Raw genomic sequence first — 23,217 nt, 5'->3', positions numbered from 1 at the left:
ACGATTGCTTAAAATATTGTAAAATCAAATTCTGCGCTTGAGGGTAAGCACCACCTTATCGAGTTTTTTATCGTGATAAACATCCAACAACAGGCTTCTGTCGCTTTTTGATCTGAACAGTTCATCAATTTCTTCCAGGCTCATTTTTGATACAGATTTAAAGTTGATGGCAACTATTTCATCGTCCTTTTCGAGCCCGATTTCATCGCCGGCCGAACCAGGTTCAACCCTGTCAATAATGATCCGCTCTAAATTATTACCTGCAGCATAATACTCAAGTCCGCTCATATCATGCTCAAAGGGCTCTTTAAAGGTGGCCGAGGGCTTTAAGTACATATTACCCCCGCTATAGTCAAAAATAACAGAAAAGCGCTTAAGCACACCTATGCCCAGGTTGCCGTCACGAGGTACCGATAGGTGATTCATACCCTCGGTTTCGGCAGGGAGCGATGAAATGATCCCTTTTATTTTAAACTTGCCTATATCAAGCTCCTCCAAACGGGCAATGTACCCGTTGATAGGTCCATTTAAGCCGATGCCCAGATTTGCCGAGGCGATAAACTTTTGAGGCAGGCCATAAACGGGGATAATCTTTTCGAGCGATACGGGGTGTCCGGCTCCCAGATCAATAACCAGTTTACTGTTAACTATTTTTCCACCCTGCAAAACAGCTTTCGCTTGTACATAAGGCTTTCTGTCTTCAATGGTTATGGGTACCAGGGTGCCTTTTCTAAAAACTTTAAGGTCTTTTGGCCGGGTAGCTGTTATGGTACTATCCTGAAAATCAATTTTAATGGCCAGGTTATTAAAAAACTCGTACCCTAATAACCCGTGTATAGGTATGCCTGCATAGCCCGATAAACTAAACAGGTCCTTTTTTAATATAGCAGCAGCCACATCATAGCTAACCAGGCCGGGGATAGCAATATTTAAGGCCGAGGTTACGTAAGCTTCGGCGTCCGCGCCTTCGCCCAGGCCCGGAATTTTCAAGGTACGCTTGCTGGGGATGCTGATCGAGTCGGCCAGTTTAGGATCGGTTATAATCATAAGGCCTACACCTGTGTCTAAAATAAAGTTATATGGCCCCTTACCATTGATGTTTAGCTTTACCACCATAAGGTTACGTATAAGCTTAAAAGGGATGGTTACCTTTTTTTTATTGGTAGCCAGATCAAAATATTGGGCATGGGCCGTTATGGAAAAAAATGGCAACAAGCATAATAGCCCAATGGTCCGTAAATATTTTATTGTATGAAATAGCTTAGATAACAATTTGGTATAGTTGGTAACATTAAATTTACAACATTAATTGATTTATTAAATAAATATTTATGCGAAGGGCAACATTTACGTTTATGCTGATTATTTGCGGTTTATTATTTGGAAGTTGCAACATAAGCAGGCTTTCGGTAAGTAAAAGCAAGTTAAAAAAACAGTTTAAAAATTCGCAGATAAGCAACGATCATTTTACCGGCTTTGCTTTGTATGATCTTGACGCAAAAAAGATGGTGTTTGAACTAAACTCCGATAAATATTTTACCCCGGCATCAAATACCAAGTTATTTACTTTTTATACCTGTCTTAAAATGCTGGGCGACTCGATACCCGCCCTAAAGTACGAAACTCATGGCGACTCGCTGATATTCTGGGGTACCGGCGATCCTTCTTTTTTGCACACTGATTTGAAAGGCGTTAATGGCGCACGGTTTTTACAGGCCAGTAACAAGCAACTTTATTATTCAACCTCTGGCTATACCGGCAACTTTTTTGGTGCAGGCTGGGCATGGGACGATTATAACGACGATTACCAGGTTGAAATTAACGCCCTCCCAATACAAGATAATGAGGCCTTTTTTTATGCCGATACTGCCGGCAATATGCAGGTGACGCCGCGGCGCTTTAAAGCCTCTTTAAAACAGGATGCTAATTACCGCCTGGGAAATTTTAAAGTGAAGCGGGATTTCCTGAGCAATGAATTTACTTACCCTAAAACAACTATCCCTGTAAAATTTAAGCAGCAGGTGGCCTGGAAAACAAGCGACACCCTTACACAACAACTGCTGCAGGATACGCTTAAAAAGCCCATATACCTGGTTAACCTGCCCATAAGCGGCAATGCCAAGGTAATTTACAACAGCAATGCCGATTCGGTTTACCGCCGGATGCTACAACCGAGTGATAATTTTATTGCCGAACAATTGTTACTGGTGTGTTCATCAACAAAATTTAATGTATTGAATGCCGATTCGGTGATCAGTTATTCTAAGAAGCACTTTTTGAATGATTTGCCCGATGAACCGCAATGGGTTGACGGATCGGGCCTTTCGCGATATAATCTGTTTACCCCGCGCGGCATTGTAAAGCTGCTTTGCAAAATTAGCGATGAAGTAAAAAACGATTCATTGTTACGCAGCATGATGCCTGCAGGCGGGTTTACCGGCACTATAAAAAATGCATATAAAACCGATAACGGCAAAGCCTTTGTCTGGGCAAAAACCGGTTCTTTATCAAACAACCACAACCAAAGCGGTTACCTGATAACCCGTAAAGGCAAACGCCTGGCATTCTCGTTCATGAACAATAATTTCACCCGCCCATCCAAAGATATCCGTAACGAAATGGTAAGGATAATGACATGGATACATGAGGAATTTTGACTTTGGGACTGGCGGACTATTGGACTTTCGGACGAAGGAGCAAGGATTTTAAACAAAGCTAAGATTGAGGGCTTTCTCTGTCTCAATTCTCGTTAATCAATATATCCTTCGCCATAATCATGGGTACGCTGATATATTTTTTTTCCATATAATTGATCACTTTTTCTAAGATCTCGCGCGATTCTTTGTCAAGGCCTTGTACTTCATCTGCAAAAACAGAATTGATAGCCGTGTTGCGGATTTCTTTAATTTTTTCGGGCACCTGGCGCATAGCCACTTCAATACGGCGTTGTTTTAGCTGGGTTAAAAACTCACCTATATTTTGTTCAATGATGCCTTCGGCATGTACCAATTCATGGTAGCGTTCCTGTAAGTTACGTTTAGCAACCTCGTTAAGGGAATGTACTTCAATAAAGTTAACCGGGAATTGTTCTAATACCTCTGGGGCGGTATCGTTAGGGATGGCAAGGTCAACAATAGTTTTCCTGCCGGTTTCGCCGTTAAGCAGCGATTTATATATTTCGGTGGTGATGATGGGCTCAACTGCCGATGTGCAGGTGATAATGGCATCAAAACCTTTGTTATATGTTTTAAGTGCTTCCAAATCAAAAGCTTCGCCGTTCAAATCATCAGCCAGTTGCTGTGCCTTTGAAACTGTGCGGTTAAATACCGCGAAGTTGCTGAACTTATGTTTTTGAAGATATTTGGAAATATTGCGGTTGGTTTCGCCTGCGCCAATGATCAATACACGGGCGTTTGAACAAAGGTTTAAATCTTTAAGCTTGCGGTAAGCCAGCGATACAACCGAGATAGGATTTTTGGAGATATTGGTATGGGTATAAACTTCTTTGGCTGTTTTAACTACACAATTCATAATCATGCGCATGCCATCACCGGTTAGGCCGGCTTCTCTGCAATGTTCATAAGCCTTACGTAGCTGTGCAAGAATTTCCTTTTCGCCTACTATCAAGCTCTCTAAAGAACATGAGGTACGCAACAGATGAATCATAGCTTCCTGATCTTCGTAAATAGAAGCACCATCCATGAAAGTACTTAACGAATGCTCACAAAGCTCGGTGTTAAAAGCCTCTATAAAACGTTTAGCAAAGTCTTTATCAACTACTTGCGGAGTAGTCATTACAAATTCCACACGGTTACATGTAGCCAGATAAAATATCTCCGGAATTCCAAATTGAGTTTTTACCTGTTGAAGCTTTTCAGTCAGATTTTCCTGGCAAACCACCAATCTTCCTATTTCCTTCAGTTCAATCTGTTTGTGTGTAAAAGCTATAACCTTTAAATACTTCAAAGCAGTTTTAAATTTGACCGAACAAAAGTATCACTATATATGGGATGCAATGTCAATACTTTGTCAAACACGTGTATTTAGAATGTTTATAAATTAGATGAAATGACTATAAAACCACATTTTATTTGCCCAAAACGATACCCATAAAAACAACGTATATACACCATGCATATACTTAAAAACATTAGTTTGTGGGTACTCATAATAGGTTACACCTTTGCAGGTATTAATCATTTCTGGCATCCGGGAGGCTATATTTCCATCATCCCGCACTACATTCCTTACCCGGTGCTAATGAATATGCTGGCCGGTATTTTTGAAGTTTTATTTGCCTTGATGCTGGTATGGCCGCGTACAAGGCCATGGGCAGTCTATGGTATTATATTGATGCTGGCCGCTTTTTTACCGGTGCATATTGATATGGCCTTAAATGCACCGCTTAAACTGGGCAATTTAAATGTAACCCCGCTTGGTGCCTGGCTTAGGGTTGCTTTGCAGCCGGTGTTAATATTGTGGGTTTGGTGGCACGCCAAAGCTTAACATTAAAAGCATACCTTAATAGCAAAACAAATCTTGTTGTTTTTTATTTAAGGATACAGAAACCCAACATCAAAATATGGATCTGCAAAGTGTTGAAATGCGTAACCTGGAAGTACAGGATTACCAGGAGCTAAAAAAGTCAATGAAATCGGCGTACATGGATATGGACGAAGATTACTGGGATGCCAATTCTATTAAAAAACTCATCAAACTTTTCCCCGAGGGGCAAATTTGCGTAACTGTAAACGATGTAGTAGTGGGTTGTGCCCTGGCTATTATGGTTGATTATCAGAAATTTGGCGATAACCATACCTATAAACAGATCACCGGCGATAGCAGCTTCAAAACCCATACCGATACCGGTGATGTATTGTATGGGATAGATGTATTTATCCACCCTAATTACCGTGGCTTGCGCCTGGCCCGCAGGCTATATGATGCCCGTAAAGCCCTGTGCGAAAAACTGAATTTGAAAAGCATTATAGCAGGCGGTCGTATTCCTAATTATCAAAAATATCAGAATGATTTAACCCCACGTCAGTACATTGATAAAGTAAAGTACAAGGAGATCTATGACCCTACCTTATCATTCCAATTAGCCAATGATTTTCACGTGCGCAAGGTGCTGCGCAACTACCTGCCCGAGGATAGCCGCAGTAAAGGTTTTGCTACGCTGATTGAATGGAACAATGTGTATTATGAGGAAGTAAGCACAGCCATCAATCACAAAACTGTAGTGCGTATTGGCCTGGTGCAATGGCAAATGCGCCCTTATAACAACATCAGCGAATTGTTAAAACATGCCGAGTATTTTGTTGATGCCGTGAGTGACTACCAATCAGACTTTATATTGTTCCCCGAACTGTTTGGCACCCCTTTGATGGCCGACTATAACCATATGGACTCGGCCAAAGCCATGCGGGAGTTAGCCAAATATACCCAGCCCATCATCGAGGAGTTTTCAAAACTGGCGGTATCCTATAATGTAAACATCATAGCGGGTAGCATGCCTACTATTTTTGAGGAATCGCTTTACAACGTATCTTACCTTTTCAGGCGTAACGGTAGTATGGAGGAGGTTTACAAAATTCATCCTACGCCGTCAGAAATCAGCTCATGGGGCATTCGTGGGGGAGATGAGGTTAAGGTTTTTGAAACCGATGCCGGTAAAATAGGTATCCTGATTTGTTACGATGTAGAGTTTCCCGAGCTATCCCGCATTTTGGCCAGCCAGGATATGCAAATTCTGTTTGTTCCGTTTTTAACAGATACCCAAAACGGCTACAATCGGGTTAAATTTTGCTCACAGGCCCGCGCCGTTGAAAATGAATGTTACGTGGCCATTGCCGGCTGTGTAGGCAATTTGCCCAATGTAAACAACATGGGTATTAGCTATGCGCAGTCTGCCGTATTTACACCGTCGGATTTTGGTTTTCCTACCAATGGCATCCAGTCCGAAGCTACCCCAAACAGCGAAATGATTGTTATTGCCGATGTTGATCTTTCCTTGCTGGATGAACTGCACGAATACGGCAGCGTACAAAATATAAAAGACCGCCGTACGGATTTATATAACATTACTTTTAACGGCAAAAAGGTTTAGTTTTGGGTGATGATCCGCAAAGATAACTACACCCTATCCGGCGCAAAAGGGCGCCCCATGCTTGTTGATGTAACTTACGACGACGCTATTAAAAACGCGCCTGTTGTAATTTTTGCCCACGGGTTTAAAGGGTTTAAGGATTGGGGTACGCACAATTTGGTTGCCGATTACTTTGCTCAAAACGGATTCAGGTATCTGAAATTCAACTTTTCGCATAACGGTACCACGCCCGATAATCCGGTTGATTTTGCCGATCTGATGGCCTTTAGCGAAAATACTTTTTCCATCGAGCTGGAAGATTTGGATACCATTATTGATTTCGCCTGCGGCGGATCGGGCATGGCTGCGGCCAGCGGAGTTTATCTGATAGGCCATAGTATGGGCGGTGGTGTCAGCATTATCAAATCGGTAGAAGATGACAGGATCAAAAAGCTAATCACTATGGCTTCCATATCCAGCTTCTATAACCTTTGGCCCGAGGAAATTGAGATTCAGTGGCGTTTGCAAGGCGTTATTTACATGCCTAATAAACGCACAGGTCAGCAGATGCCCTTAAAATCTACTTTATTGGATGACCTGGATAAGCACCCTAAGCGTCTGGATATTTTAACACAAGCCAAAAAGGTTAAACAGCCCTGGTTGCTGATGCACGGCGATGCCGACCCGGCTGTTCCGCTTAGCCATGCCGAAGAAATATCGGCGGCTAATACCGACGCCGAATTTATAGTTGTACACGGTGCCGATCATACGTTTGGTGGTTCGCATCCTTATTTAATAGATGAACTGCCGGCTTTACTGGTAACTTTTTGTGAAACCGTCATATCATTTCTGCGTAAATAAAAACTGAAGGGGCAAATCAATCGTAACTTTTTTGCGTTAATTGTATCACAACCTGCATAAGTATTATAATTGCCCCACATGAGTTTACAAGCATCCCTTAAAAAGGGGAAAAAATATATCAACGTTATCCCTACCGATGAAGCCGGTTTTGGCAAAATGATTCCCATCCTGCGCGAGTACATGGGTAACAAAGCCGAGAACACCCCAAAAAAACAACTCGGCCCGTTCAAAACAGACGTATCAATATATGATACGCCGCCCGAAAATGGATTACGCATTACCTGGGTAGGCCACTCCAGTATATTAATAGAAATAGATGGCAAGCGCATCCTTACCGACCCTGTTTGGGGCGAAAGGGCTTCATTTTCCAAATATTTCGGACCGAAAAGATTTTTCGAGCCACCAATCGCCTTAAGCGATTTGCCGCCCTTAGATGCCGTGCTGCTATCGCATGACCATTACGACCACCTGGATAAAAACACCATTAAATTTTTTGCCGGTACTTCTATTCCGTTTTATTGCTCAATAGGCGTTGGGCCATACCTGGCGCAATGGGGTATTTTAAGAAACTTTATCACCGAAATGGATTGGGGTGATAGTGTGCTTGTTGGTAACGAAATTGTAATCACATCTACCCCATCAAGGCATTTTTCGGGCCGGGGCATTGTTAACCGTAACGAAACCCTTTGGGCAAGTTTTGTGATTAAAGGTCCTAATCATAATATCTATTTTGGTGCCGATTCTGGCTGGTCGCCAAGTTTTGCCGAGATAGGAGAAGCCTTTGGTCCGTTTGATTTAACCATGCTGGAAGTTGGCGCTTATGGTAAATACTGGGCAGATATCCATATGGGGCCCGATCATGCATCAAACGCGCATATCGCCCTCAAAGGCAAACTAATGATGCCGATACATTACGGCACCTTTAACCTTGCCCCGCACGCCTGGTACGAACCGGTAGAGCGGTTAGAAAAATATGCCAAAGACAAAAAGATAAGCCTGTTTGTACCAGAGCCCGGCAAGCCAACCGATGTTAAAGCTGCTTATAACTCGGCCTGGTGGAAAAAGTTTATGTAGGGCAGCAAATTTGCGGCTAAGGCTGGGTGAACACGGTGACAAAGCCCCATGCCATTTAACAAAATTGCATCCAATAAATACCTGATTATCTTTTAATGACGTATCCCGCCGGTAGAAGCGGGACGGGCTTTCTGTCCATACGCCTGCAGGCCTTACGCGCAATGGCCGGTATCCACTCCAATCCCTTACGAGAAGAAATTGCTAAATAAAGTACCAGGCGAGTTCACACTTTCAATAGCGGCTTTCCGGGCTGCGCAGTAATGACAAAAAATCTTTCTTATTAAAAACATAAAAATCCTCGATAAAATTAAATAGTTTCTTAAGTAACTTCGATAAGGATTACTGCTACTATGTTTAAAACATTCAATCACTTCAACTATCACGCCATTTGCGATGAGCTGGCCGCTGCCGATGCCGATCTGGCGCTCATCATCAATAAATATGGATACCCACCCCTATGGTCGCGGCCAAATACGTTTGAAACTCTGGTACATATTATTTTAGAACAGCAGGTTTCACTGGCTTCCGCGTTATCAGCATTAAATAAAATGAAAGAGAAAGTGCAGGAACTTACCCCGGCAAGAGTACTTTTATTAACAGATGAAGAATTTAAAGCCTGCTATTTTAGTCGTCAAAAAACCAGCTATACCAAATACCTGGCAGAAGCTATTCTAAGTGGGCAAATCAACCTGCAGAAACTGGAGCAACTGCCCGATGATGAAATTCGCGCTAAGTTAACCTCATTAAAAGGCATCGGTAACTGGACCACGGATGTTTACCTCATGTTTGTGTTACAACATGCCGATGTTTTCCCCATTGGCGATCTGGCGGCCGTAAACGCTTTGAAAAGACTGAAACAATTACCCAAAGAAACTACCAGGGAACAGGTTATCACGATAGCAGAACAATGGGCACCATACCGCACAGTTGCCAGCATGTTGTTATGGCATTTTTACCTTTCGGCACCGCGAGCGGGCATTGCAAATAAAAAAATATGACACATAAATTATCCCCGGCCGGCTGTTTATAGATACAGTTAAATGTAAGAGCCTGCTTAAATTTATTCTAATTTTTATATAAGGTGTTTGCACTTATACCCTCTCCCATTGCCGGTATTAAAAATCAGGAACCTTTGAAAGTAGAAATGATGTATATTGCATAGCGCAGACGACTCACACCTATATCACTGCCATTATTCTGCTCCTCTTGCTCCGGCTGCGCCGAAGAGAAGGCTGGTAGGCGAAGCATTGTGGGCAAGAGTCGTTTCCGGCATTTTAACGATACCCGAAAAACGAATACGTCATTTGACCGCAAAGGGCAAAGCAATGACGCTTCTTTTTGTACATGATACATCTTTTATACACCAACTTAAAAAAAGAGATATAATCAACCCATATGAAAAAGCATTTCGCATTATTTTTTACGATGATTATTAGTGGCTCCTTTACATTTGCCCAAAACAGCCTTGATGTGGTTACCACGCAAACCGGCAAAGTTTCGGGAAGTGTGAATGGCGATGTTCATGTTTTTAAAGGTATCCCTTTTGCTGCCCCACCGGTTGGTGATTTGCGTTGGAAAGAGCCGCAACCCGTAACCCCATGGCAGGGTGTAAAGCAATGTATTACATTTTCGGCAAGCCCTATGCAGCCCAAGCCGGATGAATTTGGTGTTTATACCCGCGAGTTTTTAATTCCTTACCAGCCTATCAGCGAAGATTGCCTGTACCTGAATGTTTGGACAGGTGCCAAATCATCAACAGAAAAAAGAGCCGTGCTGGTTTATATTTATGGTGGTGGCTTTGGTTCTGGCGGCGCGGCAGTACCTATTTACGATGGGGAGGCTATGGCCAAAAACGGAATTATTTTTGTTGTGATCAATTACCGTGTTGGCGTGTTCGGCTTTTTTGCACATCCCGATCTGACTAAAGAATCGGGGCACAACGCATCTGGCAATTATGGCTTGATGGATCAGCTGGCGGCCCTAAAATGGGTTAAACAAAATATAGCAGCCTTTGGTGGCGATGCGGGGAATGTAACCATCGCCGGGCAATCGGCAGGGTCTATGAGTGTTAACTGCCTGGTAGCGTCACCATTGGGTAAAGGCCTGTTTCAGCGGGCCATTGCCGAAAGCGGCGCGAGCTTTTTGAATGGTCCTTATGGTGGCACCACATTAAAAGCGGCAGAAGAAAGCGGTGTTAAAGCGGCGCAATCACTTAATGCAAATTCATTAGCCGATTTAAGAAAAATTCCAGCTACGGAACTGGTTGGTAAATTTGGCAGCCGACCTATTATTGATGGCTATGTACTACCCGCACCGATAGCGCAAATTTTTGCCGATAACAAAGAGAACAGCGTACCCCTGCTAACCGGCTGGAACCAGGACGACGCCTTTGTAGACAAACTCAAAAACGCTGAGGATTACAAAAAACAAATAGTAGCCCAGTATAAAGACAAGGCCACAGCGTTTTTGAAATACTACCCTGCCGGTACAGATGCCGAGGCTGCAAGATCGCAGATTGATGTAAGTAGGAATCAAACATTCGGCGTGCAAAATTATACCTGGGCCAATGTGCAAAGCGGCAAAGGCAAGGCAAAAGTATACCTGTATCGCTTTACCCGTCGCCTGCCCGCCACCGCCGATTTTGCAAAATATGGAGCGTTCCATACCGGCGAAGTTGCCTATGCTTATGATAACCTCAGGTTTTTAAACCGCCCCTGGGAACCGGTTGATCAGCAATTAGCAACAACAATATCCGGCTATTGGGCCAATTTTGCCAAAACGGGAAATCCTAATGGTATTGGCTTACCAAACTGGCCGGCATATGACACCAAAAGTGATCATGTGATGGTGTTAGGTGAAAAGCCGGCTGCGGAAGTATTGCAGGATAAAGCCGCGCTTGATTTTATGGTGGAGGTAATCGGAGAGAAGTAAAAGAACCCGACTTTGGAAAAAAACATTGTAGATCCCCGGCTTAATTGCAAAAAGTCCGATTTTTTCAGTTGATTGAATTACCGTCGAAGTCAAACTTATATTGTTTGCCGTTCCAATCGGTAGCAAAAATATATTCGTCAGTAATAAAAAAATCCTCGCCGCCGGAGGATATGTTTGTGAAAATATCTGCGCCTCCCTGCTGCCAAATAAGCCTACCATCGTAGCTTACCCTGCTTATCTCTAATTCGCCGTGTACAATATAATCTGCCTTGTGTTTGTAAATCTCAAAACAGGTGGCGCTATCGGCCTTAACCCTCCAAAGCAATGATAGATCTGGTATCGATAAACAAAATACCGTATCGCCGCAACATATAGTAAGTCTATTCGACTCCAATATATAGGAAGTGTCATGAATAGTAGTAGCCCCGCCACCAGCCCCGATTACGATTCTTTTTAATACGTGATCAGCAAGCGAGATGGCTACGTCATAAAGGGTGTCTGCATAGCCTCTGTCTTCCCAATAATCGGCATCGTAGTTGTATAGATTGTTTGTAGCTCCTTTTAAGTAAGCGGGTTTACTATCTATAGTTACAACGTACGGCCCGGAAACCAATTGTAGTTTACCCATAAAAAGGCACCTTAAAACGCTGCCTTGATCTTATCCTTAGTAGCCGCTAACTCCTCTTGTGTTGGGCTTAATTTAGGGCGAGAAAAGTTCAGATCATCAACACGGTTCATCGGAATGAGGTGAATGTGTGCATGCGGAACTTCTAAACCAATCACTGCTACACCAACCTTTTTACAAGGGATAGCTTTTTTAACGGCGGTAGCCACAATTTTGGCGAAGATTTGCAGACCGGTGTAAGTCTCATCGTCTAAATCAAAAATATAATCAACCTCAACTTTAGGGATCACCAATACATGCCCCTCGGCCAGCGGACTGATATCTAAAAAAGCCAAAAACTCGTTACTCTCTGCAACTACGTGTGCGGGGATTTCGCCAGCTATAATTTTTGAAAAAATGCTCATTATATAGGTTTATTAGTTTGTATTATAACAGTTTTATCCCGGTAAGGTTCCGATCGGTTATTTTTCTATCTTAATTTCAACAGTACCACATTCTCCACGTGCTGCGTATGTGGGAACATATCAACCGGTTGAATTTTTACGGTATCGTATTTCTCCTTTAATACCAGCAGGTCGCGGGCCTGCGTGGCGGCATTACAGCTTACGTAAACTATTTTAGGAGCTTCAATTTCCATTAGGCGGGCAACCACATCGGGGTGCATACCCGCACGCGGCGGATCGGTAATAATCACATCCGGTTTACCATGTTGGGCAACAAAATCGGCCACCAAAACATCCTTCATATCACCTGCGTAAAATTTGGTATTGGTGATGTTGTTAATGCCTGAGTTTACTTTAGCATCCTCAATAGCCGTAGGCACGTATTCAACACCAACTACCTCGCGCACATGGCCGGCAATAAAGTTGGCGATGGTACCGGCGCCGGTATATAAATCATAAACCAGCTCGTTACCGGTAAATCCTGCAAAATCGCGGGTTATTTCATAAAGGCGCAGGGCCTGAATGCTGTTGGTTTGGTAAAATGATTTTGGGCCGATGCGGAATTTAATGCCATTCATTTCCTCGTGAATGTACTCCGGCCCTTTAAAGGCCACCACATCCTGGTCAAAAATGGTATCGTTTTTCTTTTGGTTTACAATGTATAGTAACGAAGTGATTTGTGGGAAGCGTGCATCAATAAAGCCCATCAGTTTATCAACCTCTTCCTGGCTTACGTAGGCAAATACCACAATCACCATTACCTCGCCGGTTGATGAGGTACGGATAATGAGGTTACGCAAAGCGCCTTCGTGGTTACGCAGGTTGTAAAAAGTGTAGCCCTGCTCTATTACAAAATCGCGGATGCTGTTACGTAAATCATTTGATGGTTCGGCTTGCAGGTAGCAGTGCTTTATATCAAGGATCTTATCAAAACGGCCCGGGATATGGAAACCCAGGGCGTTCATGTTTAAAGTTTCGTCTTCTTTGTTTTCGCCATCATACAACCAGCGTTTATCGCTAAAGGTGTATTCCAGCTTGTTGCGATAGTATTTATCCTCGGGCGAGGGCACAATATTCATCATACCATCAACCTCAATTTTAGCAATACGACTAAGGGCATCGGCAACAGATTTCTGTTTGAATTTAAGCTGCGCCTCATAAGTCATGTGTTGCCATTTACAGCCTCCACAGGTACCAAAATGCTCGCAGAAAGGGGTAACCCTATATGCTGAAGGTTGTTTAAGATTGGTGATCTTGGCCTCGCCAAAACTCTTTTTGCTTTTAAAAACCTGCACATCGGCAATGTCGCCCGGGATGGCCTTATCAACAAAAAGTACAAAGTCGTCAACTTTGCCTACGCCTTTACCTTCTTCGGCAATATCAATTATCTTAACGTCTTCAAAAAACTTGGGTTTCGCAACTTTATTCATCAGGGTACAAAGGTAATAAATCAGAGTCAAGAATCGCTTTGAAAGAATCAAGAGTCAAGAATCAAGAGCCAAGACAGGAAATCGCTTCGGGAATGAGAGAAAGGAATGATGGGCCGAGAATAAAAAATGGGATGTGACTTACAAAAATATTTTTGAGGTGAATATGGCCCTTTTTAAAAACAAAAATAACAACTCCCTGCAACGAATCTAATCGAGCAGCTGTCTTATACCTGTAAACTAATTTGAAACCAAATGAAAAAGCACTTATTACTACTCTTACTTGCGGGCCAAACGGTTGCGGCGCTTGCACAGGATAACAATGATAAAACCCCATATTTAACCAAATCATTAAGCAACGATGCCATTACCAGTGTTGTCGTAAATACATCGGCCGGTGGTATAGCCGTTAGCGGCCAAAGCGGGCAAGCGCCACGGGTTGAGGTATATATTCGTTGCAATAATGGTCGCGAGTTATCAAAAGAGGAAATTCAAAAACGCCTTGATGCCGATTACGACCTGAGCGTAACCGTTACAGGCCAAGAGGTACGCGCCATTGCCAAAAACAAACACGAGAACATGGATTGGAAAAAATCCGTTAGTATATCCTTCAAAATTTTTGTGCCTAACCAGGTTACTACCAATCTGAAAACCAGTGGCGGTGGTATCCGGTTAGATAATTTAAAGGGTAACGAAACTTTTAGCACCAGCGGCGGCGGTTTAGAAGTTGACCATTTGTACGGTGTTATTCATGGTAATACCTCTGGCGGTGGTATCCGTGTTTCAAATTCGGGCGATAACATTGATTTGCAAACCAGCGGCGGCGGCATCGAAGCAAAAAACTGCACCGGTAAAATTAAACTGGAAACATCGGGCGGTGGTTTACGCCTTACCGATTTAAAGGGAACCATTAGCGCGCACACCAGCGGCGGCGGCATTGAAGGCAGCAACATAGCAGGCGAACTAATTACCAGTACATCTGGCGGCGGCATCGACCTTAAAGGGATGGATTGCAGTTTGAGTGCTTCAACCAGCGGCGGCAGCATGCGTACGCAAATGAATAAAGTTGGCAAATATCTTAAACTGGAAGTAAGCTCGGGCAACCTGGATCTGTCTTTACCACTTAAACAAGGTCTTGATCTTGATATCAGCGGCGATAGGATCAATCAGCATCCATCAACCATCAGCGCCTTTAGCGGCAAATGGGATAATGAGCATATTAAAGGCAGTGTAAACGGTGGTGGTATTCCGGTTACAGCCAATGCATCAAGTGGCAATGTTAGCGTAAAGTTTAACTAAACCAATTAACAGATCATATATAAAGGCAAAGCCCTGCATTGTAAAGTGCGGGGCTTTTTTATGATGTGGATTTTGGAGAAACGGTTTAAATAAATAATATTTCTTGCTTCCAGCCCCGGGGCATGTCTAATTCCGGCAGCGTATCTAATTAAATAGCTCCCTACTTCAAATTCTCGGTGAAAAAATCAATGGTGCGTTTCCATGCCAGTTCGGCAGCGGCTTTGTCATAGCGGGGTGTGGTATCGTTATGAAAACCGTGGTTAACGTTTTCGTAGATAAAAGCCTGGTACTTTTTGTTATTTTCTTTTAAAGCCGCTTCATAGGCCGGCCAACCACCAGTAATACGGGCATCCAATGAGGCATAATGCAGCATAAGGGGAGCTTTAATTTTAGGCACATCGGCAGCATCGGGTTGTGCCCCGTAAAACGGAACCGCTGCCGCTAAATCCGGCACACGCACGGCCAAGGTGTTGGCAATGCCGCCACCAAAGCAAAAGCCTACAACGCCTACTTTGCCATTACAATCTTTATGGTTTTTGAGGTATTCAAAGGCGTCAATAAAATCATTTTCCATCTGGCCCTTGTCCAGTTTGGCTTGCATGGTACGGCCGTCGTCGTCGTTGCCGGGGTAGCCACCAAGCGGTGTTAAGGCATCGGGTGCAAGGGTAATAAAACCAGCCAGAGCTGCGCGCCGGGCCACATCTTCAATATATGGGTTTAGTCCTCGGTTTTCATGAACCACTATAATGCCGCCAAGTTTGCCTTTGACATCAGCCGGTTCAGACAACAGCGCTTTGATATTGCCACCGCCCTTGGGCGAATTGTAAGTAATATACCCCGATTTTAAACGAGGATCATCGGCTTTGGTTTGTAGCGTGCCCTCGTAATCGGGCATCAGGAAGCTCATCAGCGCGGGTACGGTTAATCCACCTACAGCGTACAGCGATAGCTTTTCTACAAAAGTGCGCCTGTTAAGGCGGTTATGGGCGTAATCGTCATACAGGTCAAACACTTCCTGTTTGATGTCTTCTTTATTAATCTGGCTCATGGTTTTAAAGGCTATAATCAAATTTAAACATTATGGCTAATGCCCCGGTGATTGAGCTGTAACAGTGTCGTTACTAAAACCTACCTGTTAAAAATGATTACCACTAATAACAGTCGTTGACGACTATAAAACAGCCGTTATTAATTAACCGGCATCTTCCCAAAGCTCAATACTGTTACCTTCCGGATCAAGGATGTGAACAAATTTGCCATAGTCATAAACCGCGATTTCATCAAGTACGGTTACGCCGTCGGCTTTTAACTGTTGCACCAGGGCCTCAATGTTTTCAACACGGTAGTTGATCATGAAGTCTTTTTTTGATGGCTCAAAGTATTTGGTATCGTTTTTAAACGGACTCCAAACGGTTGTGCCCTCTTTACTTGTATCTTCAGCATCGCGCCACTGGAACATTACACCATATTCGCTTACCGGTAAACCCAAGTTTTGAGCATACCAATCTGTCATTTTTTTAGGATCATCGCATTTAAAGAAAATGCCGCCTATTCCGGTTACTTTTTTCATGTAACTAATTTAGGTAATGTGATGGGATAAAATACTGGTTGATGAAAAAAATTGCGCCCAATAATCTGGAGGAATACAGCCGTTAGAAATCAATGGAATTAGTGTATCGAAAATAGAAAGCGTTGTCTGTTTTCGAACATGCCCTAACTCGAACTACCATGTGTGGTTCACTAAATCACAAGTAAACCATTCCACAGCCAGCCACGCAAGATTTGGTCTAAAGGGGGGCATCGCGTGTGGTATACGTTCGTTAGCGTTACAAATTCAAAGCATGGACTATCAGGCCGGATGCCATCCTTAGATCAAATGTCTCGCCTTAGAATCAAAATCCTCCGGGCTTTCAAAATTAACATTCGACAGCAATTTTCCAGCTGCGTCGATAATCCGGAAACGCCAATCCTCGAGAACCAGCAAATTGTTTTTGCTCGTAATGCAAAGCCCGGAAATCCCCGTCATGGTTTCGTGAAAGCCGACGACGGTACCCGATTGCAATGCTATTAGGTAGAGCAGCTCTCCGGTGGCCAACGCTATCCTATCGGAACCCTCCCAAAAAAGGATCGAGAGTCGCTCGGCCTCCTCGTCGCTGCTGAAGGATATGATACGTTGCTTTTTCCCGGTAAGGGAATCATGAAAGACACAACAATAATAATTTCCCCCGAACGTCTCGGGCAGCCTCAATACCAATTCATCGGCCTGATTTCCCAGAAACACTTCGTTTTCTGCGCTGGATAAAAATCGGTTAATCGTAAAATAGCGGTTGTTTACTACCTGTCTCATATAATGATTTATCTACTTCCAAATATCGATTCGATTTCCAAGTGCATTGTCATAAACCCCAATTTTTTGCAGGCTTCTGAGCATTTTTCCGCTCCTTTCCAGGTTCTGCGGCCTTCCTGTCGCCTTTCCAACCACGTAAAAAAGTTTCTGCCCAATATGCGGAGCGTCGAAAAGAGAAATGGTCGTCTGTTTTTTAGATGCATGCGGCTTCGAACTACTATGCGTGGCTCACTAAATCACAAGTAGATTCCATAGCCAGCCACGCAAAACTTGCGCTAAATGGAGTGAACACTGTATTTTTATGTTGGTTACATGCTAAATATGCATATGCTAAAAGTCAATTGCAAAGTCCCATATCGTTCTTTGTCAAGCCCCTGTTAGCCAACACAAAAGGAAGAAATTGGGATAGTCCGTTTTTGTAACGAAGTTTAATCATTCCCTTTCCACCCAGATTCTCTTCTACATAAACAGGTATTCCATAATACGGCTCCAATACCCCTATCGGGAAGGTCGCAATGCCATCTTTAATTTTAATGGAAACAAGATCGTTGATTATGAATAAACTTTTAACATTGCAAGTATCTAATTTTACACAAACCATAAAATATGGCTTTCCGCTGTAATCATAAACTTTTGAATTTATAACCTCGCCTTTAAATTGTATACTACCAGTAAGTGACAATATTTCCTTGTCCTCTTTTCCAGCGTTACTTTCAGTCACGAAAAACACCACAACAAAAATTGAAAATCCCAGGAGGAAAAACAACGTCAAGAAGAGTACGCCTTTCTTTTTCATAATTTATTAATTCTATTTTGCAGTCAAGAGATTAGCCTCGCTGTTCGATTCTTTAAATTACTGTGCGTCGAGACTCATTTTCGAGAAATCACCCTGCCCAGCCCTCTCTATCCAAACTTCTAAAATGGATCGCTTCAGCAAGGTGTTCTAACTTAATATCTTCGCTGGCTGCAAGGTCGGCGATGGTGCGGGCTACTTTCAGGATACGGTCATAAGCGCGGGCGCTGAGGCCGAGTTTTTCCATGGCTTTTTTGAGGAGCATTTGGCCGGCGGCATCAATTTTACAAAGATCGCGTACCATTTGCGGGCTCATCTGGGCGTTCGCATGCAGGTCGGGTCGGTTACCAAAACGTTCTATTTGCGCTTCCCGGGCCTTGATCACCCGCTCGCGTATATCTTGACTTTTTTCGGCCAACCTGTCTGACGATAGTTCGCTGAAGTTTACCGGCGTAACTTCTACATGCAGGTCGATCCTGTCTAAAAGCGGACCGGAGATTTTACTCAGGTATTTTTGAACCATGCCCGGCGGGCAGATACATTCTTTTTCGGGATGGTTGTAGTAACCGCATGGGCATTCATCCGTACACATTTCTCCCTGACACGAAAGTGTTTCAAAATCGCGGAACGCGAGCGTACGAACAGCATCCTCAAACATTGGGTGAACATATTAAAAAAGCCCGAATGATAAAAGGACTGTTTCAAAAAAGCGTTGCAGCGTTGCTTAATGTCTCTGAAGACACGATTACCTACTGGGAAAATGAGCGCACCCTGCCGCAAATTCACCACTATCCGGCAATCATCTCCTTTCTCGGGTATTATCCGTTTTGTCATGAAACGGAAAGTTACGCCGGAAAGCTGAAGCAGATTAGATATTGCATGGGGCTAAACATCAAGCAGTGCGCTGCTTTGCTACAGGTTTCTGTAGATGCGGTGAGACGGTGGCAACAAGGGAAGCCAATTGCAAATGATATTTACAAAAACTTGATTCTTTCCGCTTGGAAAGAATTATCGAATCAGTTATTACAACACCCTGTATAGGGTGTTTTTTTGTGCATTTTACTAACGATTTTTGTTGCAATTTAATTTTGCGCATAAACATCAGGCAACGCAGATAACCTAATTGGAATTATCTAATATTCCTGAACTCGCCAAAATAAATTATCTTGCGACTTAAATAAACTTTGTCATAGTGTTAGTTAAAACGTTCGGCAGTGCGGTTTCGGGAATTGAGGCGACGACCATTACGGTCGAGGTAAACATATCGCCAGGCACCAAGTATTTCATAGTTGGCCTTAGTGTAAAATTTCCACTAGCTGGAGGGCCTGCCCTTCCCGTCCGATCAGCACCCACATTAATTAAGATAACATTGGTTGTTATCCGTTTTTTTATCTTTTAGGCTAGCTAAAGGTAAACAACAACACCCAGATGCTTTAAGTCACCTGGGTGTTGTATATCGTAGACTTTGCATGCGGACTTTAAGGCAAGAGCCTCATATACTTGCGGCAGCAGGGCAACTCTAATGAATACAGCTAAGCGAATTTCTTCACTATTTCCTTAGCAATTATATCCACGGATTCTTCCTTTTCTATTGTTGTTGGATTATCAGCAATCCTATTAATCACCGCCATTAATTCATCGGCAGGGCGATTTATGGATCGAGCTATTAACGCATTTAGAATTTCGTATTTCCACGGATCATCATTACCCATTAAGATAGTCAGCAAATCTGTCAAGATATAATCAATATAAGGAACAAAATAATCAGCTATATACCCACCAACTTCCCAATTCATGTCTTGCATCCATTCTAATAATTTAGGAACATCTTCCCTTACCACCTCAATAGGCAATGATTGCAACTTTTTGACAGCTTCGATGTCTCCTTTCCTTTTTGGGATATAATTCTTCATAATTTTACTCGATTCCTCTTACAGAGGCTTGTGCAAGCCTGGTATAAATATGCGGTTCTTTACCATGTTGCAATCCTTCTTTGGATGCTGCCAAACGTTCTAGTTCTTCCGGTGTCGCCGGTCTAATTGTTGCATGCCAGTTTTCGCGATAGTCTATCTTTATCCTTAAACTACGAAAAGGTGCAATATTGATTTTTGCTATTGGTTCCTTAGATTCTCTTTTAGCAACGACAGCCGTCGTCCAAGTGGAAAGACGATATTTATCATCGCCAGAGTCAGTATCGTTCACTGGCTCTGGAATTAAAGTCCCACAACTAGGCAGACTACGAAACATGTGCCTATTCACTTATTTTATTCAGCTTTAGATTTTTTTGATTTATCCTAATAAAAACCCAGTCTTTCAAAAATATTAAGATCAATATAGCTGTGACACTATTTAGTGATGAAGTATCAACTATTTCATTTCGGTTATGAACGAAATTGTTGATACAGATCATAATTAAAATAGCGAGAAACAAACAAAGTATATCCAACGCCAAAAGATATATCATTTTGTATTTTTCAAGTCTAGTTTTTTTAATGATCCTATAATCGGCCCAATAACATAGTATTGAAAAAAATATTAATCCAGTAAATACATACTGTGCCGCCTGTTCAGAATTTGTATACCGAAGAATCGACAGCGATTCCACAAAAAACTGTTGAACAAAAAAATAGGAGCGGTCGACTATTAGGTAAAAAAGAGCAAAAGCTGAAATATGAGATAGATATCTAAATGGTGTCATCTCTGAAATATTATTTCTTAAATTGTCCATAATTAAATTTAGGTAATTGGCTGGCCGATGGTGCTTTAACGGGATATACTACTTTATTTTCATACCATACTTTTTGCGAAACCGAGTCATATATCTGTTCAATTCTCATGGTTAATATGGCTACTCGAGTCTTCTCACTTCCAGAATATTGAATAGCTGTCACATGGCCGTTAATGCCGTTAAATTGTACTTTCCCATACCATTTTTCAGCGGCTACTGATATTGTGACATCTTGATATCGATAAACGAGGTCAAATAGATTCAGCGCAACAATGACCCCAGCTGCATCAAACGCTCGACTGCTTCCTATTTGATACTTACCGAATCCTTCAAAAACAGCCGTCCCCGCCTTGGTTAGCTTACCTATTGTAAGGCCGATATCCGTTTGGAGTAATTTTGTAGTAGCCAGATCAACAGTCCACGGCGTCTCAGTAGTTTCTCTATCATTCATGTTAATAGATGATATATTAACATAATCAGACCCCTTCACATACTCTGATTCCATGATCCAAGGCATATACCATATTGGCTTTTTATTAATATACCCTTTTTCTTTATCTTTTTTGTCCTTTTCGTCGTTAGCGTTCTGCCTAACAAAATAATCAGCCAAGTCAGGGTCTGCTAAAGTGGAAGAGGAGGCCATCCATTGAGAATCTGTTAGGCCGTCTGCCCCAACCTTCTCTTTTTCTGCGTCTTCATTATTTGTTCTATTAGCATCCTGTTGTCTATCGTCGGAGTACACATCCATTCCATTAGGGTCGATAAACCTTATTGGATTGTTCACGCCATAATTGTAAGCACTCAACCTAGGATATTTTTCTGCCATCGGGTCTATCGCTGTCCATCTTCCCAATACAGGATCGTAAAATCGGGCACCATAATCATATAAATTAATTGCCAGATCGTCCTGCATTTCCTTGCCGTTGTATTTGTATTTATTATCCGGGTTCGGTGCCACCATTCCGCCACGATTCATTTCCATGCCAAAGGCATAATAATCCGTTTGCTGAGCCACCTGCCCGTCCTGGCCGATCAGCACCCGCGTGTTGCCCAAGTGGTCCTTCAAGGCGTACTCATAAAAATAACTACCTGCGTTCGGTCGGGCCCTCCCTTCCTCCGTTGCCAGGAACAGGATGTTGCCGGAGGCATCGTACTCTATCCCGTTCACGTAATCGTGGTTACCCCCCGAAATCACCTTACGCAATTTACGGCCCGCGGCATCGTAAACATAGGTAAGCGCATTGCCGGTGGCTGGCGTTACCGTATAAGGTAGGTTCAAATAATTATAGGTAAAGGTAAGCCCTTTTTTGTTATCAACCCACAAATTACCATTAGAATCATAAGTGTATCCCGTCGTACCGTTTAACTGGCCTTCGTTGCTTCCACTTCCGTCTGTTACCGATAACAGCCTACTGCTGTTATCACTGTTGTCGTAGACATAGGTAAGCTGATCGATCGGCGTGGCGGCATTGCTGATATCCCGGTAACGGTTCAGCTTTTTAATGTTGCCGGCTACATCGTAAGTTAAGGATTCATTATACCTCCCCGTGAGCCCTGCCGTGGTGTAGTTGGCCAGTGTAAGCCGGTTAAGCTTGTCGTAATTGTATTCATAACTTTGAACAATTTGCGCGGCCGCTCCGCTCGGTTGCTTTTTGCCCTGCCAGCTTACCGCGCTGATATTCCCGTTGTATTGCTTTAATGCCGTTGTCCCGTAATCGTCATAGGATATCTCTTCGCCAAAAGCGTCGTTGGTATCATTATTGATTAGCGGATCGGCATTGTTCAACGCCGCGTTGTTGATGCTTTTGAGCCAGCCCCGGCTATTGTAGCGGTAATCTACGCTTTGCAAAAAGGTCTGGCCGTTATCTGTTGAGTGCAAGTTTTTTTCGGATACCTGGCCAATTTCATTGTACGCATAAGAATTGAGCAAAATGGTGTTCCCGTTGATGTTTTGCTGTGTGGTCAGCTTACGCCCCATATGGTCGTAGCTGTAGGAAAGGGTCACCGCAACTGACTGCGCTGCGGTATTGCTACTGCTATTTACGTAATTCACCCGACTACTGGTCTGCACAGCAGCGGTAAAGTCATAGGTGCTTTTGACCTCGTCGTAGTTGTTTACACTTACCATTCCGCCCTTAAAATGCTCGGAGAAGCCACGGATGCCCCGGCCAAAGTCATCATAGTAGTTCACGCTCCACAGCATGTTATTGCTACCTGTGCTTCCGTCCAGCACCTTAACAAGGCTTGCTGTCGGCAGCCCCCTGGTCATTGTACTCATACCCGTTTCAGTATGTTTATCAAAAACTGACGGCAGCGAGGGTACCGCGTAATTGTCGTAGTAGTTTATGCCGAGGGTCGTGTTAAGTGTTTTGGGATAAGTGGCATAAACGCCCGCCGCGGTGCTGTAGCCGTTCCCGCCGGCTACCGTAGCTTCCCAAAGACCGGGGTTGCCGGTTACAGAAGTCTGCATGTCTGTCCTTTTTTCGACTCCCGTGACACTGCCCGCATCGGTGTACAAACCGGTTACTGCAATACGGCCCTGCTGGTCATATTTCGTTACTGTCCACTGCTGGTTGGCCGTGCCGCGCTGGTTAGCATCCT

Annotated in this window: 21 protein-coding genes and 1 pseudogene; 9 read left to right on the top strand and 13 right to left on the bottom strand. The window is 43.3% G+C overall.

What is annotated here, in order from left to right:
* Positions 1 to 24 precede the first annotated feature (24 nt).
* Positions 25 to 1,215 (bottom strand): aspartyl protease family protein, encoded by a 1,191-nt coding sequence (locus QWZ17_RS06810; protein WP_290304313.1) that lies wholly within the window; start codon positions 1,213 to 1,215, stop codon positions 25 to 27.
* A gap of 116 nt (positions 1,216 to 1,331) precedes the next feature.
* On the opposite strand from QWZ17_RS06810, the gene QWZ17_RS06805 reads away from it, so the two are divergent.
* Positions 1,332 to 2,657 carry a D-alanyl-D-alanine carboxypeptidase/D-alanyl-D-alanine-endopeptidase gene (locus QWZ17_RS06805; protein WP_290304312.1) on the top strand — a complete coding sequence of 442 codons (1,326 nt, stop codon included), beginning with the start codon at positions 1,332 to 1,334 and terminating at the stop codon, positions 2,655 to 2,657.
* An 82-nt stretch (positions 2,658 to 2,739) separates the two neighbouring features.
* On the opposite strand, the gene hemA is transcribed toward QWZ17_RS06805, so the two are convergent.
* A complete protein-coding gene (hemA, locus tag QWZ17_RS06800; protein ID WP_290304311.1) occupies positions 2,740 to 3,966 on the bottom strand; it encodes a glutamyl-tRNA reductase in 1,227 nt (408 codons plus the stop codon).
* 165 nt (positions 3,967 to 4,131) lie between these two features.
* Between hemA and QWZ17_RS06795 the strand changes: the two genes are divergently transcribed.
* From QWZ17_RS06795 to QWZ17_RS06770, 6 genes are all read left to right on the top strand, one after another.
* Positions 4,132 to 4,506 (top strand): DoxX family protein, encoded by a 375-nt coding sequence (locus tag QWZ17_RS06795; protein ID WP_290304310.1) that lies wholly within the window; start codon positions 4,132 to 4,134, stop codon positions 4,504 to 4,506.
* Between the two features lie 76 nt (positions 4,507 to 4,582).
* Positions 4,583 to 6,109 (top strand): carbon-nitrogen hydrolase family protein, encoded by a 1,527-nt coding sequence (locus tag QWZ17_RS06790; RefSeq protein ID WP_290304309.1) that lies wholly within the window; start codon positions 4,583 to 4,585, stop codon positions 6,107 to 6,109.
* Positions 6,110 to 6,118: 9 nt separating this feature from the next.
* Complete coding sequence (locus QWZ17_RS06785; protein WP_290304308.1) at positions 6,119 to 6,949, top strand: alpha/beta hydrolase family protein; 831 nt, start codon at positions 6,119 to 6,121, stop codon at positions 6,947 to 6,949.
* Positions 6,950 to 7,027: 78 nt separating this feature from the next.
* Positions 7,028 to 8,023 carry an MBL fold metallo-hydrolase gene (locus QWZ17_RS06780; RefSeq protein ID WP_290304306.1) on the top strand — a complete coding sequence of 332 codons (996 nt, stop codon included), beginning with the start codon at positions 7,028 to 7,030 and terminating at the stop codon, positions 8,021 to 8,023.
* Between the two features lie 350 nt (positions 8,024 to 8,373).
* Positions 8,374 to 9,021 carry a DNA-3-methyladenine glycosylase family protein gene (locus QWZ17_RS06775; RefSeq protein WP_290304305.1) on the top strand — a complete coding sequence of 216 codons (648 nt, stop codon included), beginning with the start codon at positions 8,374 to 8,376 and terminating at the stop codon, positions 9,019 to 9,021.
* Between the two features lie 397 nt (positions 9,022 to 9,418).
* A complete protein-coding gene (locus QWZ17_RS06770; protein ID WP_290304304.1) occupies positions 9,419 to 10,954 on the top strand; it encodes a carboxylesterase/lipase family protein in 1,536 nt (511 codons plus the stop codon).
* A gap of 64 nt (positions 10,955 to 11,018) precedes the next feature.
* On the opposite strand, the gene QWZ17_RS06765 is transcribed toward QWZ17_RS06770, so the two are convergent.
* From QWZ17_RS06765 to rlmD, 3 genes are all read right to left on the bottom strand, one after another.
* Positions 11,019 to 11,582: a hypothetical protein gene (locus QWZ17_RS06765; protein WP_290304302.1), complete on the bottom strand. Its 564-nt coding sequence runs from the start codon at positions 11,580 to 11,582 to the stop codon at positions 11,019 to 11,021.
* 11 nt (positions 11,583 to 11,593) lie between these two features.
* Positions 11,594 to 11,986, bottom strand: coding sequence for an HIT family protein (locus QWZ17_RS06760; protein WP_290304439.1), 393 nt, complete (start codon positions 11,984 to 11,986; stop codon positions 11,594 to 11,596).
* Between the two features lie 62 nt (positions 11,987 to 12,048).
* Entirely contained in the window at positions 12,049 to 13,452 is a 1,404-nt protein-coding gene (gene rlmD / locus QWZ17_RS06755; RefSeq protein ID WP_290304301.1) for a 23S rRNA (uracil(1939)-C(5))-methyltransferase RlmD, read from the bottom strand.
* Positions 13,453 to 13,704: 252 nt separating this feature from the next.
* On the opposite strand from rlmD, the gene QWZ17_RS06750 reads away from it, so the two are divergent.
* Positions 13,705 to 14,748: a DUF4097 family beta strand repeat-containing protein gene (locus tag QWZ17_RS06750; RefSeq protein ID WP_290304300.1), complete on the top strand. Its 1,044-nt coding sequence runs from the start codon at positions 13,705 to 13,707 to the stop codon at positions 14,746 to 14,748.
* Between the two features lie 160 nt (positions 14,749 to 14,908).
* Here QWZ17_RS06750 and QWZ17_RS06745 read toward each other — a convergent pair whose 3' ends face one another.
* The 5 genes and pseudogenes from QWZ17_RS06745 to QWZ17_RS06725 form a co-directional block, all read right to left on the bottom strand.
* Positions 14,909 to 15,796 carry a dienelactone hydrolase family protein gene (locus QWZ17_RS06745; RefSeq protein WP_290304299.1) on the bottom strand — a complete coding sequence of 296 codons (888 nt, stop codon included), beginning with the start codon at positions 15,794 to 15,796 and terminating at the stop codon, positions 14,909 to 14,911.
* A gap of 144 nt (positions 15,797 to 15,940) precedes the next feature.
* Positions 15,941 to 16,318, bottom strand: a complete 378-nt coding sequence (locus QWZ17_RS06740; protein ID WP_290304298.1) for a VOC family protein — start codon at positions 16,316 to 16,318, stop codon at positions 15,941 to 15,943.
* Between the two features lie 297 nt (positions 16,319 to 16,615).
* Positions 16,616 to 17,095 carry a hypothetical protein gene (locus tag QWZ17_RS06735; protein ID WP_290304297.1) on the bottom strand — a complete coding sequence of 160 codons (480 nt, stop codon included), beginning with the start codon at positions 17,093 to 17,095 and terminating at the stop codon, positions 16,616 to 16,618.
* A 337-nt stretch (positions 17,096 to 17,432) separates the two neighbouring features.
* Positions 17,433 to 17,891 carry a hypothetical protein gene (locus QWZ17_RS06730; protein ID WP_290304296.1) on the bottom strand — a complete coding sequence of 153 codons (459 nt, stop codon included), beginning with the start codon at positions 17,889 to 17,891 and terminating at the stop codon, positions 17,433 to 17,435.
* Between the two features lie 88 nt (positions 17,892 to 17,979).
* Positions 17,980 to 18,465, bottom strand: a pseudogene (locus tag QWZ17_RS06725) (magnesium chelatase subunit ChlI family protein); the annotation flags it as partial.
* Between QWZ17_RS06725 and QWZ17_RS06720 the strand changes: the two are divergent.
* Complete coding sequence (locus tag QWZ17_RS06720; protein WP_353959474.1) at positions 18,459 to 18,929, top strand: helix-turn-helix domain-containing protein; 471 nt, start codon at positions 18,459 to 18,461, stop codon at positions 18,927 to 18,929. The pseudogene QWZ17_RS06725 and the gene QWZ17_RS06720 sit on opposite strands and share 7 nt — an antisense overlap.
* Positions 18,930 to 19,420: 491 nt before the next feature.
* On the opposite strand, the gene QWZ17_RS06715 is transcribed toward QWZ17_RS06720, so the two are convergent.
* The 3 genes from QWZ17_RS06715 to QWZ17_RS06705 form a co-directional block, all read right to left on the bottom strand.
* Positions 19,421 to 19,801, bottom strand: coding sequence for a DUF5071 domain-containing protein (locus QWZ17_RS06715; protein ID WP_290304294.1), 381 nt, complete (start codon positions 19,799 to 19,801; stop codon positions 19,421 to 19,423).
* A 4-nt stretch (positions 19,802 to 19,805) separates the two neighbouring features.
* Entirely contained in the window at positions 19,806 to 20,090 is a 285-nt protein-coding gene (locus QWZ17_RS06710) for a hypothetical protein (RefSeq protein ID WP_290304293.1), read from the bottom strand.
* 506 nt (positions 20,091 to 20,596) lie between these two features.
* Positions 20,597 to 23,217: RHS repeat domain-containing protein (locus tag QWZ17_RS06705; RefSeq protein ID WP_290304292.1), on the bottom strand; the 2,621-nt coding region annotated here is incomplete at its 5' end.

Source organism: Mucilaginibacter flavus (assembly GCF_030409315.1).
GTDB classification, from domain to species: Bacteria; Bacteroidota; Bacteroidia; order Sphingobacteriales; family Sphingobacteriaceae; genus Mucilaginibacter; species Mucilaginibacter flavus.
Note: the sequence above shows the minus strand (reverse complement) of the source record. Positions and strands in the feature narration are given on the sequence as shown.